Annotated in this window: 15 protein-coding genes; all 15 read right to left on the reverse strand. The window is 41.3% G+C overall.

Annotated elements, in window-relative coordinates:
• Positions 1–12: 12 nt before the first annotated feature.
• On the reverse strand, positions 13–2472 hold the full coding sequence (rnr, locus tag BM398_RS02015) for a ribonuclease R (protein ID WP_092336188.1): 2460 nt from the start codon (positions 2470–2472) through the stop codon (positions 13–15).
• Between the two features lie 83 nt (positions 2473–2555).
• Positions 2556–2798 carry a preprotein translocase subunit SecG gene (secG, locus tag BM398_RS02020; protein ID WP_092336189.1) on the reverse strand — a complete coding sequence of 81 codons (243 nt, stop codon included), beginning with the start codon at positions 2796–2798 and terminating at the stop codon, positions 2556–2558.
• 78 nt (positions 2799–2876) lie between these two features.
• Complete coding sequence (gene gpmI, locus BM398_RS02025) at positions 2877–4424, reverse strand: 2,3-bisphosphoglycerate-independent phosphoglycerate mutase (protein ID WP_092336190.1); 1548 nt, start codon at positions 4422–4424, stop codon at positions 2877–2879.
• A gap of 104 nt (positions 4425–4528) precedes the next feature.
• Positions 4529–6253, reverse strand: a complete 1725-nt coding sequence (locus BM398_RS02030; protein ID WP_092336191.1) for a DUF4153 domain-containing protein — start codon at positions 6251–6253, stop codon at positions 4529–4531.
• 19 nt (positions 6254–6272) lie between these two features.
• The gene (locus BM398_RS02035; protein ID WP_092336192.1) at positions 6273–7445 is read right to left on the reverse strand and encodes a cation diffusion facilitator family transporter; all 1173 of its coding nucleotides are present in this window, start codon (positions 7443–7445) and stop codon (positions 6273–6275) included.
• A 27-nt stretch (positions 7446–7472) separates the two neighbouring features.
• The gene (locus BM398_RS02040; protein WP_175531797.1) at positions 7473–8162 is read right to left on the reverse strand and encodes a thiamine diphosphokinase; all 690 of its coding nucleotides are present in this window, start codon (positions 8160–8162) and stop codon (positions 7473–7475) included.
• A gap of 386 nt (positions 8163–8548) precedes the next feature.
• Positions 8549–9391 (reverse strand): HAD-IIA family hydrolase, encoded by an 843-nt coding sequence (locus BM398_RS02045; protein ID WP_175531798.1) that lies wholly within the window; start codon positions 9389–9391, stop codon positions 8549–8551.
• 19 nt (positions 9392–9410) lie between these two features.
• Positions 9411–10628, reverse strand: a complete 1218-nt coding sequence (locus BM398_RS02050; protein ID WP_242949740.1) for an ion transporter — start codon at positions 10626–10628, stop codon at positions 9411–9413.
• Positions 10629–10661: 33 nt separating this feature from the next.
• Positions 10662–12524 (reverse strand): DEAD/DEAH box helicase, encoded by a 1863-nt coding sequence (locus BM398_RS02055; RefSeq protein ID WP_092336195.1) that lies wholly within the window; start codon positions 12522–12524, stop codon positions 10662–10664.
• Positions 12511–13053 (reverse strand): CDP-diacylglycerol--glycerol-3-phosphate 3-phosphatidyltransferase, encoded by a 543-nt coding sequence (gene pgsA, locus BM398_RS02060; RefSeq protein ID WP_092336196.1) that lies wholly within the window; start codon positions 13051–13053, stop codon positions 12511–12513. The genes BM398_RS02055 and pgsA overlap by 14 nt, the downstream gene beginning before the upstream one ends.
• Positions 13050–14405: a 30S ribosomal protein S12 methylthiotransferase RimO gene (gene rimO / locus BM398_RS02065; protein ID WP_092336197.1), complete on the reverse strand. Its 1356-nt coding sequence runs from the start codon at positions 14403–14405 to the stop codon at positions 13050–13052. Before rimO ends, pgsA begins: the two co-directional genes overlap by 4 nt.
• Position 14406: 1 nt before the next feature.
• On the reverse strand, positions 14407–14700 hold the full coding sequence (rpoZ, locus tag BM398_RS02070) for a DNA-directed RNA polymerase subunit omega (protein WP_092336198.1): 294 nt from the start codon (positions 14698–14700) through the stop codon (positions 14407–14409).
• A gap of 48 nt (positions 14701–14748) precedes the next feature.
• Positions 14749–15369 (reverse strand): guanylate kinase, encoded by a 621-nt coding sequence (gmk, locus tag BM398_RS02075; protein WP_092336199.1) that lies wholly within the window; start codon positions 15367–15369, stop codon positions 14749–14751.
• The gene (locus BM398_RS02080; RefSeq protein WP_026655070.1) at positions 15359–15622 is read right to left on the reverse strand and encodes a DUF370 domain-containing protein; all 264 of its coding nucleotides are present in this window, start codon (positions 15620–15622) and stop codon (positions 15359–15361) included. The genes gmk and BM398_RS02080 overlap by 11 nt, the downstream gene beginning before the upstream one ends.
• Entirely contained in the window at positions 15615–16502 is an 888-nt protein-coding gene (locus BM398_RS02085) for a YicC/YloC family endoribonuclease (RefSeq protein WP_026655071.1), read from the reverse strand. The genes BM398_RS02080 and BM398_RS02085 overlap by 8 nt, the downstream gene beginning before the upstream one ends.
• Positions 16503–16573: the final 71 nt, after the last annotated feature.

Here is a 16573-nt window from a genome sequence, read left to right on the forward strand (position 1 = left end):
AATGATTCCTTTTTATTTTCTTCTTTTCCCTTTGCCCTGAGCGCTTCTTGCAGCCTTACTCGTGGCAGACTTCTTGTATTTATGCACCTTGTAAACTTTGCGGGTTGATTTCTTCTTATCGCCGTTATCATCAGTCTTTTTTCTTCCGGAACGTGATGATTTCGCCGCAGAACCTCTTCCGACCTTAACCCCTTTTTTGCGCTTAGGCTGAGGCTCTCCCGTCCTCGGATCGGGTTCATATTCATTAAGATCTATCAGTCTGCCTGCATATTCAACAAGTCTCTTTCTGACAAGCTCCTTAGCGGAATCCTCCGAATCGTCAAACTCATCCTCGGGATAGTCTGCACCCTCATTCATATTTTCCGCAGCTTCACTGAGCTTTCTGATCTTCCTTGCCTTATCCTCGGCAATCTTTCTTGCCTTCGGAACAAAACGTTCCCCAACAGGATAAAAATCTTCATCTTCATCATCGTTATCGGGATCTATCAACATAAAATCTATTGTCTTGGTAATCCTGTCAGCTCCGAGAACACGGATCATAACTTTCATTCCGAGAGTATATTCTTTGTGATATCTCTCTCCCACAAGCTTCATCGAAGCTTCATCATACACGTAGAAATCATCTTCCATTGAAGCCGCTCTGATCATACCCTCGCAGGAGTTTTCAAGTTCAACGAACATTCCCCACTGGGTAACGCCGGAAATAACACCTTCAAACTTCTCTCCGATATGATTTTCCATGTACTGAGCCTTCTTGAGCTTTTCAGTCTCACGCTCAGCTTCTTCCGCTCTTCGTTCCATCTCGGATGAATGCTTTGCAACTTCATCCAAAATCTCCTCATAGTGAGAAGCCTTGGCCTCATTCATCCTTCCGCGAAGATGATCCTTGATTATTCTGTGTATCTGAAGATCGGGATATCTTCTTATCGGTGATGTAAAGTGGCAATAGTAATCAAACGCAAGTCCGAAGTGTCCCGTACAGTCTGTACTGTACTTAGCCTGCATCATGCTGCGAAGAGTCATTCTGCTGACTACCGCTTCTTCTTTGGTTCCTTCTATGCCCTTTAAAAGTTTCTGTATCTCTTTTGGCTTAACTCCCTCGTCTCTTCTGGTCTTGATATGGAACCCGAAGTTATTTACAAAAACAGAAAGAGTTGCGATTTTCTCAGGATCGGGCTGTTCATGAATACGATACACGAAAGGACTCTGCATGAAATAAAAATGTTCTGCAACAGTCTGATTGGCAGCAAGCATGAAATCTTCAATAAGCTTTGTTGCCGTATTTCTTTCGCGCATAACTATATCTGTAGGATTTCCGTCCGCATCAAGAAGAATCTTTGATTCAGGGAAATCAAAATCAATAGCGCCTTTCTTCTCACGTCTTTTTCTGAGAATACCCGAAAGAACCGCCATATTCCTGAACATAGGAACGAGATCTTTGTACTTGGCAATCTCCTCTTCATCCTCATCTTCAAGAATCTTCGCAACCGAAGTATATGACATTCTCTCGTTGACGTTAATAACTGACTCAACTATGTTGTGATCGACGATACCGCCGTTCTTATCGACAGTCATAAGACAACTAAGTGCAAGCCTGTCTTCGCCGTGGTTTAAAGAGCATATGCCGTTAGAAAGTCTGTGCGGAAGCATAGGGATTACCCTGTCAACAAGGTACACACTGGTTCCTCTCTTGAGCGCTTCCCTGTCAAGCGCAGAACTCTCCTGAACATAATTCGTAACATCGGCAATATGAACACCAAGATGATAAAGTCCCTCATCATCTATGTAGAGACTCACCGCATCATCAAGATCCTTGGCATCCTCACCGTCAATGGTGACCATGGTGAGATTCCTTAAGTCCTCTCTTCCGTACATATCGGCTTCGCTGATAAAATCAGGACACTTATTCGCCTGATTTATGACCTTCTCGGGAAACTCAGTAGGGATTCCGTTATTCTTTACAATAGACAGAATATCTACTCCGGGGTCGTTTATATTTCCGATTATCTCAAGAACTTTGCCCTCGGGCTTCTGTCTCTTGGCTACATTTCCGTAGTCGGTTAATTTAACAAGAACTTTGTCGCCGGTAACAGCCTTATTATGATGTTCGATAGGAATAAAAATATCGCTGGTAAACTTATCGCTGTCGGGAATAACAAAACCAAAATTCTTCTCAGCCTGATACGTTCCGACAATCTCTTCAATACCTCTTACAAGAATATTTCTGATACGGCCTTCTTTTCTTTTACCCGTCTGCTCTTTCAGAAGTTCAACTTCAACAGTATCGGAATGATAAGCGCCGTGCACGTATTCCTCCGGGATAAAAATATCCTCATCCATATCGTCAACGCTAACAAAGCCGAATCCTCTGGCATTTGAGATAAATTTACCCACTATAAGCTCAGCGGATTTTTTCTTGCTTCCGCCATATACGCTGTCTTCTATTCTCTTAAGTTTTTTCCCCTTACTCATAATCAAGCTCCACGACATTATGTCAAATACGAAATAAGGCACTCTAAATTAATAGAGTGCCCGAAATCCATCAAAAACAAAGATCAAATAATATTCATATCAAGAAATACACTTAATAAGATGAAAAGAATAGCAAGGACAACTGTTAACTTCTTCATCATTCCTTCTGAAGAACGTCCCTTATTCTTACTCCAGTATGTATTCTCAACTGAACCTTGAATTGCCCCAAGTCCCTGGCTCTTGCCTTCCTGAAGAAGAACAAGAACTACCAGAACGGCACATATCAATATAAAAATTACACCTACTACGTAATTTAAAGCATTCACAAAAATAGCCCTCCCAGTACGTATTACTGAAAAAAATGTTTGTCGCAAGTAGCGAACAAATAATACTTTAACATATTATCACTTTTTTATCAACAAAGACTTTCCTGTCATTTCCTCAGGCTGCTTTTCTCCCATGCACTCGATAAGTGTAGGAATGATATCTGCAAGGCATCCGCCCTCTCTGAGAGTGTACGCAGAATCGTAATTAACAAGGATGAACGGAACAGGATTTGTTGTATGAGCTGTCCAAGGCTCGCCTGTCTCATAATCGATCATCATATCTGCATTACCGTGATCTGCACAGATAAACATTGTTCCGTTTGTTGCCTTAACAGCTTCAACGATCTTGCCAACGCACTCGTCAACTGTCTCGATAGCCTGAACAGCTGCAGGAATAACACCTGTGTGTCCAACCATGTCAGGGTTGGCGAAGTTAGCTACAACAACATCGTACTTCTGAGAGTTGATAGCATCGAGAATCTTCTCGCATACTTCAGGAGCGCTCATCTGAGGCTTAAGGTCGTATGTAGGAACATCCTTAGGGCTGTTTACAAGTACTCTGTCCTCACCGTCGTTGGGCTTCTCAACACCACCGTTAAAGAAGAATGTTACGTGAGCATACTTCTCTGTCTCAGCGATACGAGCCTGCTTAAGTCCCTTAGCTGCAAGCCACTCACCGAATGTATTTGTAAGAAGAACCTTCTTAAATGCAACTTCCTTATTAGGAATAAGAGGATCGTAATCTGTGAAGCAAACATAAGTAACGTCAAGTCTCTTACCTCTGTTAAACTTATCAAACTCATCATCACAGAAGCAGTGCGTGATCTCTCTTGCTCTGTCAGGACGGAAGTTAAAGAAGATGATTGAATCCTTATCCTTAACTGTAGCAACAGGCTCGCCGTTCTTCATGATAACTGTAGGAATAACGAACTCATCTGTCTTGCCATCCTTATATGTCTGAACCATGCACTCGTGTGCGCTGTCTGCCTTATTACCCTCACCCTTTGTAAGTGCGTTGTAAGCAAACTCAACACGGTCATAGTTATTATCCCTGTCCATAGCATAGTAACGGCCGGAAATAGAAGCAATCTGACCTACGCCAAGTTCCTTCATCTTATCTTCAAGCTGCTGAACGAAATCAATTCCGCTCTCCGGAGGAGTATCTCTTCCGTCAAGGAAGCAATGTACATATACTTTGCTGAGACCGTTCTTCTTAGCAAGCTCAAGAAGTCCGTAAATATGTGTAATATGGCTGTGTACACCACCGTCTGAAACAAGTCCGTACATGTGAAGTGCAGAATCATTTGCCTTACAATTATTAATTGCAGCCATAAGTCCTTCATTTGTGAAGAAATCACCATCCTCGATAGACTTTGTGATTCTTGTGAGCTCCTGATACACAATTCTGCCGGCACCCATATTCATGTGTCCAACCTCTGAATTACCCATCTGTCCGTCAGGAAGACCTACAGCAAGTCCGCTGGCATTTCCCTGTACAAAAGGATATTCCTTCATAAGTGAATCCATCACAGGAGTCTTTGCCATTGCAATAGCATTTCCCTCAGGATTGGGGTTGATTCCGTATCCGTCAAGAATCAAAAGAACTGTTGGCTTTGAACCTTTCATTTATATATTCCTCCATATCTACGCTTAATGCGATTAAAATACTAATAAATTAATTTTTTCCTTGGATAGTATATCTCAAACAGTACCAAAATGACAAGATAAGTTTATTTTAGTACATAACCGTTTGAATCTACTCTTTCGACACGACCGTCTTCCTCATTGCAATCTATACTGATGTAAGAAATAATAAGCTTTCCGCCGTCGTTAAGCGCAACAGGCTCCTCAATGGCAGAATTAAGCTCCTCACTGCCTGCTCCCGATTTTTCCAGATTGATAAGTTTTTTTATCAAATCTTCAAGATTGACAACACCTACCTTCTCTTCTCCGCAGGTAACATCATACTCATAACGGCCGGAATCCCCATCCTCAGAACCGGAATATGCGATATCGACAATATAGAACTTCTCATATCCGTCGGAAATATCAAAACAATTATCATCATATCTGCTTGCATAAATATATGTAGTTCCGCCGGCCGGCTGATATTCGGTTCCGGCAAGTTCGATCATCGCATTATTCTGCTCGTCACTTAACTTTTTATGTATATAATTTTTTCCCGCAGCTCCACATGAATACGCAATGGTTCTGTATGACTCCGTAACGGCATGCGTGGAAATATTTTCTTTGTTATTCGCAAGATACTTCATCACATTCCCCTTATGAGATGCGATAACCGCAGAATAAGCATTTATTCCGGGAGCCAAAAGAGCTACGTAAGAAACCGCAATAACTATGCAAAATACAACCTGCATAGCGTTCTTCTCTTTTTTCATGTTATATATATACAAAACAAAGTATGCAATCTCAAACACAATAGCCGCGATACCCGCGTATCTTGCAAGCGTAAAACCATATATGTAAATCTGTCTTCCAAGGCTCACGATTTCCATGATAATGCAAGGGATAAAAAGAAGCGGCATAAATTTAAAAATTTTTCTCATGCTCTCTTCGCATATTCCCTGTGCCATCGTCCATATGAACACGCCAAACCCAAAGAGCGCCGTAAGGATGCCAAACACCATATACATAGGAAACATCCATTTTACGACCACTTTGATTATATAGGCATAGATGATCACAAATGCAATTGCCAAAAGACCTGTAAGCACGTAGCTTAGCATCACTTTGCCAAACTTTGAGATCTCATCATCAGTCTTGGAAACACCCATAAGCATGCAAGGATACTGGACAAATCCAAGAAGCAATATCCACACGCGCTCATAAACGCTAAAATCAACTTCAAATATAAGTGCGCTAAACGCCCCTATGATCATCATAAGGCCGATAAGAACGACGCAGAAAACAATCTCCGCTTTCATAAGACCGCAGAAAGCCTTTGCGGTATATTCTTCAAACGTACAACCGCTCTTTTTTAAGAAGAGATATAAAGACACGCATATCACAACAACCGCAAAACATGACACAATCCTGTAATCGTATTCCTCCCAAAGATCTACGGTAAACTCGGAAACACCAATCTTTTTAGCAATTATATCGTGACCGTATGTGAAAAATATCGCCGTCAAAACGCCAAGTATAGCGCCAAAAGCCATGACAGCGGCGCTAATTGCCAGATATCTCTTATTCTTAAGAATATCATTCTCACCGTTTTTTATTTTATATACGCGAAAAGCCTCACAAGGAATCGCTCCCAAAGCAAATATCAAAAAGAATATAGCAAGGCATCTGACAGCGAGCGTTGCATCATCACTTCCGCCATCGCAAATAAAACTGTACAGGATTGTCGCTATCAGTACGCTTATAACCGAAACCGGATGTTCTTTTACAATTTCAATAAAACCGTTTTTAATTTTCTTAAGCCCCAACATACTTCCTCCTTAACTCTCTTTATGCCTTCTCCGTCTTATCTATGGTAATGTCGCATTCAATATCGGGTTCCATCCTCTTTATTCTTTCTTCCAGATAATCCAAAATTTCAGCGTCTTTCATATTGTATTTGTAAGGAACGCTTAGATCGAACGCAACTCTCCTCCCCTTATCTTTGGAATGTTTAAGCCTGAAATCGTGGAATTTAAGCTCAGGATCAAGCTCTTTTACAATATACCTAACCTTGCGCTTAAGCCGCTCTGTATCCTCATCTCCTATAACAACGGGATCCATATGTATTACAACTTCGCAGCTGTACTTAACCCTAAGTTCATTCTCAATATCATCGATAAAGTCGTGAACGGTTATAAGATCAAGTCCTCCGTCAACCTCCGCATGAAGCGACATAAAAAGCCCTGTAGGTCCGTAATTGTGTATTACAAGGTCATGCACTCCGAGGATGTTTTCGTGTGAAAGAACCGTATCCTCGATCTCTTTTACCAGTTCCTTACTCGGAGGCTCTCCCAAAAGCGGATTGATTGTATCCCTTGCCGCCTCTATTCCGGTCTTTACAATAAGTATTCCGACCAATATACCGACGTATCCGTCGAGCACAACACCTGTGCTATTCGTAAATATCGCGCAGGCAAGTACGACCGTTGTGGTAAAAACATCGGAGATACTGTCAAGCGCAGTGTTATTAAGTGCCGCGCTTTCAATTTTCTTTGCAGCTTCTTTATTTCCAAGATACATAACAAGCTTTATAAATATGGCAAAAACAAGGATTCCGGCCACAACAGGATTAAAGCTAATCTCTCCCGGATTCAGTATTTTCCCGAAAGAGGTACGGATGAGCTCGACGCCCATTAGAACAATAAGAAGCGCCACAATAAGCCCCGCAACATATTCAATTCTGCCATGTCCGAAGGGATGTTCCTCGTCAGCTTCGTGCCCCGAAAGCCTGAAGCCAACAAGAGTTACAACGGATGAACCGACATCCGATAGATTATTTAAGGCATCCGCCATAATTGAAATCGATCCGGTAATAAATCCCGCGATCAATTTAGATACAAAAAGAATAAGATTCAAAAAAATTCCGACAGCACCGGAAAGCACGCCGTATTGCTGCCTGACTTTCGCATTCTTAACCTGCGTATAGTCTTTTATAAAAAACTTTGCAAGAAAACAGATCATACACGTACAGAGTATTGCAAGCAGTCATTATCCGTTGTCTTCACCAAAATGAATACCTATCAGAAGTGTTCCTCTGCCCACAGATACCTCCGCCTCCTCATCAATGATAAACTCATTACTGACACCAAGCGGAAAATCACTTGTAAGAGTCCCATTATCAAGCGTATACATTAGTCCTTTTAAAGTAACTTCGTAGGATTTTTCGGAAAGTGAAAAAACTGAAAGATACCCCGTATTCCCTCTGTTAAACTTAATAGTTTCGTTCTCCGCTATCATTAGCATCTTATCATGCTCCATGATATATCCCGTTCCGCCGTTATGTTTAATATACAACAAAGTCTGTACATTAGCAAAACTGTGATCGAAGCGTGAACCGCCCAAAGCACCGTACAGGTATATCTTTTTGTAACCTTTTGAAAGAGCTATCTTAACAGCTTTGATGGTATCGGTATCATCTTTTCTCACATCGAGGCGAAGGATCCTGTCCGGATCCGACTCAGCGATCTCTTCAAGACTTCTAAGAGCCTGTGGCCCAAGCTCAGCCGTCGAATCAAAGTCACCCACAATAAGATCGGGCAAAAGTCCCAATTGCTCCGCATATGCAAAACCTGCATCACATGCAATAAGATAATCACCCTCATTAAGTTTTATATCGACCGGAACAAAACTTCCGGCTGAAATTATTACACATTTAGGCTCAATTTTATAATTATTCACTACACTTCCCTCAGTTGTATGATATTTCGTAACTAAAACAATACTTTCATAACAGGTATTTTTAACTATATCATAAAGCTAATTTATTTTAAATCATATTGCGTGTTACGGAAAAATACACACATTTTCACGCTTGCTTTATTAGGCTAATTTTAGCTTGTCAATTAATTTATACACTAATATGAACGAAATCTTGCAAAAATTACACTTTGCGCCTATAGGCATAGACATAATCAAAAAAATTAAATAAAATCAGATTGTGGTTAAAAGTAATCACAACCACTGTTTAAGCTATCCTCAAAGTAAACCCCCACTTTTCTCTCTTTTCTAAACAGGGCAGAAATCGCAAGATTTCCGCCCTGTTTAACTTTTTATACAAATATTTATTACTCTGAAAGTAATTCTCCCATCTCTTTAATCGAAGCAAATACCACATCGGGCTGCACTTTGGATGCAGGAATATCCTCTTTTTTAGTCTCACCTGTAAGAACCAGAACTCCCATAGCACCGTTATTTACACCGGTCGCTACATCCGTATATATTCTGTCTCCCACAAATGCGATTCTTTCAGCCGAAATTCCCGTAGATGCAACTATCATATCAACCGTTTCCTTAAAAGGCTTTCCGACAAATCTTGGCTTAACGCCTGTAGAAAGCTCAATTGCCGCGCATATAGCGCCGCAATCGGGGATGAATCCGTTTTTCACAGGACAATTGATATCCAGATGTGTCGCAAGAAAAGTTGCTCCCTCTCGTATATATATGCACGCATTTGTAAGAGTCTCATAAGTAAGTGTCTTGTCAAATCCGACAACAACGATATCGGAACGTTCAGCTTTTGTGCCGTCCGAAGATACTCCCGTCTTTGCATCATACAGATTTATTCCCGCATCGACAAAGCTCTTTCTGAGCGGCTCCGTGCCAAGAAGATACACCGATTTTCCCTGATACTTTGTCTGCAAAAACTTTATCATCACATCTCCCGATGTCATGATCATATCGCTTGTGATATGGCAATTCATTCGCGCAAGTTTCTTGATGTACTCCTCAGAGGAAGTAGATGAATTATTGGTAAAAAAGATATATCTTTTGCCGGCTCTTTTCACCGCTTCCAGAAAATCAAGCGAGCCGTCCAATATGTCATTTTCAAGATAGAAGGTTCCGTCCATATCAAGTACAAACAGATCCGTGTTATTAAGTATTTTTTTCTTATTCTCCAAGCTAAACATTTTTACCTCGTCAGTCTCTTTATATATTTTCATTATGCAAGTGCTTGTCATATAACAAAACAATATCACCTGCTTTTATAACAAGTTTACCGTTAGGAACCAGGGCTTTATTATCTCTTCTTACCATGAAGATATAACTTTGTCTTGAAATATCTATATCCCTTATCGCAGTGTTATTCCATGAATGGCCTTCATTTATGACAATCTCTTTTATCGCAACAGGCTGAAGTTCCTTGGTCTTTTCGGCGCACAAAACAATAAGGTCGTTTGCACGAAGAACAGTGCCGCCCCTTGGAATTATCGTTTCATTGTTTCTCTGAACAGCTACCACCATGATATCCTTCGGAAGGCCTATATCGGCAATCTTCTTCCCCATCCATGAATCATCGCTCCCAAGCACAACCCTGATAAAATGAATATTCTCTTCTTCCGCAAACTCTCCTATATCCTTAAGCCTCTGGAACTGTTCGACGAATCCCGCGGAAATGATACCTGTAGGGATTGCGACCATTCCGACGCCCAGAAATGCAATTATTATCGCAAGTATCTTACCCATAATCGTAACAGGGTATATATCGCCGTATCCTATGGTTAGAAGCGTCGAAGCCGACCACCATATACCCGAAAAGGCATTCTTAAATACTTCCGGCTGACTGTCATGCTCAACGCTGTACATACAAAGGCTCGCCGCCATCATAAGTATAAGTATTATAAACACAGAAGCCATAAGCTGCTGCTTCTTTCTGTTTATTACTTCCGTTATGACATTAAGTTGATCGTAATAGGAATTGATTCTGAACAGCCTGAGAATCCTTGCAACTCTGAAGAGTTTGAATACAGCCGTTCCTGCCGGAAAGAATACCGGGAAAAATACTGAAAGATAATAGGGTAAAAATGATAACAGATCAACAATACCCGTAAAAGACAAAATATATTTTCTGAGTGATGTAAACTCATTATCCTTTGGATAGAGCTCATTTGCGGAAAGAAGCCGTAAGATATAGTCAATCGCAAAGAAAAATGTTGTCACAGCCTCAATTCCAAGAAGGAGCCCTTTATAATGCTCCTCCATGTAATTGTAGGTTATCGCAAATGCTGAAAAGAGATTTAGAACAAGTGCAACAATACTCAAAAAGTCATAGAATCTGTTGATAGGCTCATCTATCACACCGACACTGACCATATTAAATATCTTTGCTCTTAAGGTCTTGCCGATCAGAGTTTTTCTGTCTTTCACTGTTCCGCCTCCCTTACGCTCAGCCATAAATCTTTACTTTTTGCGTTTTCCAAAGCTTTCCATTACAAGATCGTCGACATCCTGAAGATAATCAATACTTCTCTTTTTATTCTCTGCTTTTATATTTCTGCGATCTGACTTTGATACATTCATTGTATCTCTGTCTTCGCCCATATACCAAGCTTTTGTAGATTTCTCATCCTTGATGTTGAGTCTTCCTACATTCTCAAACACAGATGCTCCGTCCTGATATGACTTGGATGAAGAGCGCTCTCTTCTCGGCTTGGGAGAAGTGTTCTCTCTTTCGGGAAGCTCTGCATTCTTATAAGAGGATCTGCGCTTATCGCTTCCCCTTCTGTCTTCAAACTTTCTTCTGCCTGAAGATGAACCTCTCTTACCGTCTGTAGCACGTCTGCCTTCAAACGCACCCTTCTTCATATCGGAAGCTCTTCTTCCGCCGTTAGGACCTCTTCTTCTGTCTCTCTTTCCAGTTCTCTCGTCATAACGGTAATCTCTTCCGCCTCTGCGTCTGCGATCGCCGTAATCACGGTCTTTCTCAAAGAGAACAAGGTCTTCGATATCAGCGCCCATCTTGAGCTTCATGAATCCGGCTGCAAGCTGCTCTGCAGTATACTCGCCCTCTTCAATCTTCTGATTTACAAATTCAAGAGTAGAAGTAATATCGCCGTTCTCGATTATATCTATAACTTCGCCGAATACCTTCTGTGACTTAACTCTTGTGATCTCTTTTGCAGAAGGAACTCTTCTTTCCTCAATCTTGGTATGACAAACTCTCTCGATCTCACGAAGCTTGTACATCTCTCTTCCGCCGACAAGCGTAAATGACTTACCGCTTCTGCCAGCACGGCCTGTTCTTCCGATTCTGTGAACATAATACTCGATATCCTCGGGAATATCGAAGTTAAATACAGCCTCAACACCGCTTACGTCAATTCCTCTTGCCGCAACGTCCGTAGCGATAAGGATATTGATCTTATCGGTTCTAAAGAGCTTCATAACGGTATCTCTCTGATTCTGTGAAAGATCGCCGTGAAGTCCGTCCGCAAGGAATCCCTTGCCCTTGAGCTTCTCCGAAAGCTCATCAACCATTCTCTTTGTATTACAGAAAATAAGTGTTCTTCCGGGATTGAAATAATCAAGAAGTCTTACAAGAACTTCTTCCTTCATTCTCTGGGGAACCCTGTAGTAAGTCTGCTCGATTGCTGCTACAGTGATCTCCTTGGGAGTCATCTTTATATATTCAGCATCTTTCTGATACTTTCTTGTTATCTGCAAGATAGGTTCGGGCATTGTCGCTGAGAAAAGAGCTGTCTGTCTCTCCTCGGGCATTCCCTCAAGGATAGTCTCAATATCCTCTCTAAAGCCCATATCAAGCATCTCATCTGCCTCATCAAGTACGAGAACCCTGACATCCTTCATCTTCATGGTATGTCTTCTCATGTGGTCCATAACACGTCCGGGTGTTCCGACAACAATCTGTACTCCGGCTGAAAGTGCTCTTATCTGTCTTGAAATATCCTGGCCTCCGTATACCGCAAGAACCTTGATTCCATGCATATACTTGGCAAAATCTCTTATATCGTCGGCAGCCTGCATTGCAAGCTCTCTTGTAGGGCAAAGCACAACTGCCTGTAAATGTTTATTCTCGGGATCAACTTTCTCTAAAAGAGGAATACCAAACGCAGCTGTCTTACCTGTACCTGTCTGCGCCTGACCTATGATATCTTTACCTTCCATCATTACAGGAATTGCCGCTTTCTGGATGGGGGACATATACTCAAATCCCATCTCTGAAACAGCACGGATTATCTTCTCATTAAGACCTGATTCGTCATATCTGATCTTTATCTCTTCGTTGTTATTATTTACTTCCATTCATTACATCCTTATTTTTTACAAGGTAATCCACAAGAGAAATGATGGTGAGCGCAAGTGCTATCCACATAATTACCTGTGTAAGCATATAAAAAGCGTTGTTCTGTATATTTGCGATCATCAGGATTACCATAATCATTTGAAACGTTGTCTTAAACTTGCCCCAGTAGCTTGCGGCAATTACTCTTCCGTTGTCGGAAGCAATAAGTCTGAATCCGCTGATAACGAATTCTCTGGCGATGATAACTATAACTATCCATGAAGGAATTCTTCCAAGTTCTATAAGTCCGATCATCGCACTGCAAACAAGAAGTTTGTCTGCCAAAGGATCCATAAACTTACCAAAATCAGTGATAAGGTTATATTTTCTTGCAATCTTTCCATCAAGCATATCGGTAAGACTTGCAATTACAAATATTCCAAGCGCGATCCATTTAAATGAAACGCTGTTAGGATCAAATAAAAGAAAAAATACAAAAAAAGGAATCAATATTACTCTGCATACTGTTAATTTGTTCGGTAAATTCATATTATTTCCTCCCCAATCAAGTCGTATTCGTTAGAGCCTGTTATATGTACCTTTATATAATCGCCTGTCATAAGCTCTCTCTGCACTCCGGTTACAAAAAGATAACCGTCTATATCAGGAGCATCCTTATATGTACGCGCAACATAGGACAGACCGTCGTCATCATCTGAATCTGTGATTCTGCCTTCGATAACCGCATCGACATCTCTTCCGACCATCTCATTTGCAGCTTCAAACGCAATTTCCTGCTGAAGCTTCATAAGTTTATTCCTTCTGGTCGTCTTAACCCTCTCAGATACCTGATCCGGCATAGTCGCAGCAGGTGTATCTTCTTCCTGTGAATATGTAAATACACCCAATCTGTCAAATCGAAGATCTCTCACAAGCGCCATTGTCTCATTGTGATCTTCCGCAGTTTCTCCGGGGAACCCGCTTATAAGCGTAGTTCTTATGCAAATATCCGGAATTTCTTTTCGAAGCTTGCCTACAAGCTCCCTAATCTCGGCATTGCTGGTTCTGCGTCCCATCTTCTTAAGGATCTTATCCGATCCGGACTGGATGGGTATATCAAGATAATTACATATCTTAGGCTCACTTTTTATAGTTTGTATAAGTTCATCGGTGATCTCTTCCGGATAACAATACAAAACTCTTATCCACTTAAAGCCCTCAATCTCGCAAAGCTTATGCAAGAGTTCAGGGAGTTTCTTCTCTCCGTAGAGATCCGTTCCGTATAAAGTTGTTTCCTGTGCAACTATCAAAAGTTCAGAAACACCTTTTTCCGCAAGCTTGTTGGCATCTTCCAAAAGCTGCTCCATCGGAACACTTCTGTAATTTCCTCTAACTTTGGGTATTATGCAATAAGTGCAATGTTTATCGCACCCTTCTGCAATCTTAAGATAATTAAAAAGACCGCCTGTAGTAATAATTCTGTCCATGCCTCCCACAGGCTTTTTGTTGATATCATCAAAATAGTTCTTGTGAGAAAAAATCGTGTTTCTGGCTAAAGTCTCATCAATAGCTTCTATAATCTTATCAGAGGAGGTTACACCAAGGATTTCATCAACCTCAGGAATCTCGTCCTGAATTTCTTCCTTGTATCTCTGTGCAAGACAACCTGTAACGATAAGTGCCTTCAGCTGCCCTGCTTTTCGAAGCTCAGCAAGTTCAAGTATTGCATCAATGCTTTCCTGCTTAGCATCATTTATAAAGCAGCAGGTGTTAACAACTGCTGCTTCGGCTTCCGATTCATCATCTGTAAAGTCATACCCACGGCTATGCAACATACCAAGCATAACCTCGGTATCAACTCTATTTTTGTCGCATCCAAGCGATACAAACAATATCTTCATATCAGTTTTCTTCTGTACTCTCAACTTCCTCAACTGCGTCTGCGCTATCAAGCTTTTCTTTTTCCTCGTCAGTAAGAATGCGAAGAGTATCCTGATTCATTTCCTCAACTGCAACAGAAAGAGGCTTCTGCTTGTCCTTAACCTTTACCATAGGCTCGTCACCTGCGATAATCTGTCTTGCTCTCTTTGCAGTAGCCATAACTACTGAATATCTTGAGCTGATTACAGGCTCCTCACCCTCTTCAACTCCCTTGTTTACTACTTTCATCAGATCTACATATGAAGGATGTATCATGTTGTTCCTTTCCTGCGGATATCCGCAAATAACATTTATTTGATTAAATTAGTATTTTTCAAGCTGATGCCTTATGTCATCTATAAATTCAAGATTTCTGTCCGGACTGCAATGAGCTGCACTAATGATCCTGTGCACATTCTCAACGCACTCCTCGAGCTTATCATTGACAACAATATAGTCGTATTTCTCAATTCCGACCGATTCCTCTTTTGCCCTGCTAAGGCGCTTTTTAATAACTTCATCGGTCTCAGTTCCTCTTCCGCGAAGCCTCTTCTCGAGTTCCTCGGCTGAAGGAGGTGTTATGAATAAAAGAACTGCGTCCTTATATTGTTCCTTAATCTGAAGTGCTCCCTGAATCTCTATCTCAAGGATAACATCGATTCCGTTAGCAAGCTTATCCTCTACGTACTTTCTGGGAGTTCCATAGTAGTGATTAACATACTTGGCATGTTCGATAAGCCCGTCTTCATCGATCATCTTCTCAAATTCTTCGGTAGTTACAAAAAAGTACTCTCTTCCGTTGACCTCGCCCGTTCTCGGAGTTCTGGTCGTAGCCGATACAGACAGAGCATACTGGTCGTACTTAGCTGTAAGCGCCTTCATTACTGTGCCTTTGCCCGCGCCTGAAAAGCCCGAGACAACAATTATAATACCTTTACGATTCATCTGTAATATTCTCACTCTCTGATTGTGCTCTTGCACTGATTGTTTCAGGCAAAAGAGCTGATAACACAAGCATACCGTTCTCCATGACTAAAACAGCCTTGGTCTTACGTCCTTGCGTTGCATCAACACCTGTCCCCTGTTCCTTGGCCTTCTGAACCATTCTCTTTATCGGAGCTGCGTCAGGACTGACTATACTGATAATCTTGTCGGCGTTGACAATGTTGCCAAATCCAATATGAATGAGTTTACTCAATGTTCTGAATCTGCTCCCTTACTTTTTCTATATTGGTCTTAAGTGAGATTCCCCTGTCGGAGATCTTAAGATCAGTTGATTTAGAAAGGATAGTATTGGCTTCCCTGTTCATTTCCTGCGCAAGGAAATCAAGTTTTCTTCCGATTCCATCCTTGTCATCACCGTTTCTGAGTGCATCTGATGTCGCTTCTATATGGCTTCTGAGTCTTGTAAGTTCCTCATCCACGCATACTTTATCGGCAAATATGGTAACTTCCATGGCGAGACGATTCTCATCAATTTGCTTGTCTTCCATCAGATCCTGAATCTTCTCTCTGAGTTTAGCCTTGTACTCTTTTATGATCTCAGGCGAACGCTCGGTGATATACTCGACATTCTCAAGCATCTCCTCAAGTTTAGCCGTGAGATCGGCGCAAAGGAATTCACCTTCCTTAGCTCTTGACTCCATGAACTGTTTGCCGGCTTCATTCAGAGCTCTCTTAAGCCCCGTCCAAACCTCTTCCTCATCAAGCTCCTCTTCTTCCATTGTGAAGACTTCGGGAAACTTGGATAAAAGAGGGAGTCTTATCTCATCATCAAGGTTAAAGTCCTTAATCATTTCCTGCAAAGCATCGTAGTATTCCTGCGCGATAGCCTTGTTATATTTAACCTTGGACTCGGACTCCGAAAAATCCTCGTAGCTGACAAACACATCAACTTTGCCACGTTTCATATAGCCTTTTAGTTCTGAACGAATTGCAGACTCAAATGCGTTGAATTTCTTAGGCATCTTGACATTTATATCAAGATAACGATTGTTAACAGATTTAAGCTCAACAATGTACTTGCGTTGACCTTCTGTGACTTCACTTCTGCCAAAACCAGTCATACTGCAGACCATCTGTAAATCCCCCTTATTTTTGGGCATAATAATACACAAGTTATTATAATATACCCCAAATTCAAGGTCAA

The organism is Butyrivibrio sp. M55, assembly GCF_900116865.1.
GTDB lineage: Bacteria > Bacillota > Clostridia > Lachnospirales > Lachnospiraceae > Butyrivibrio.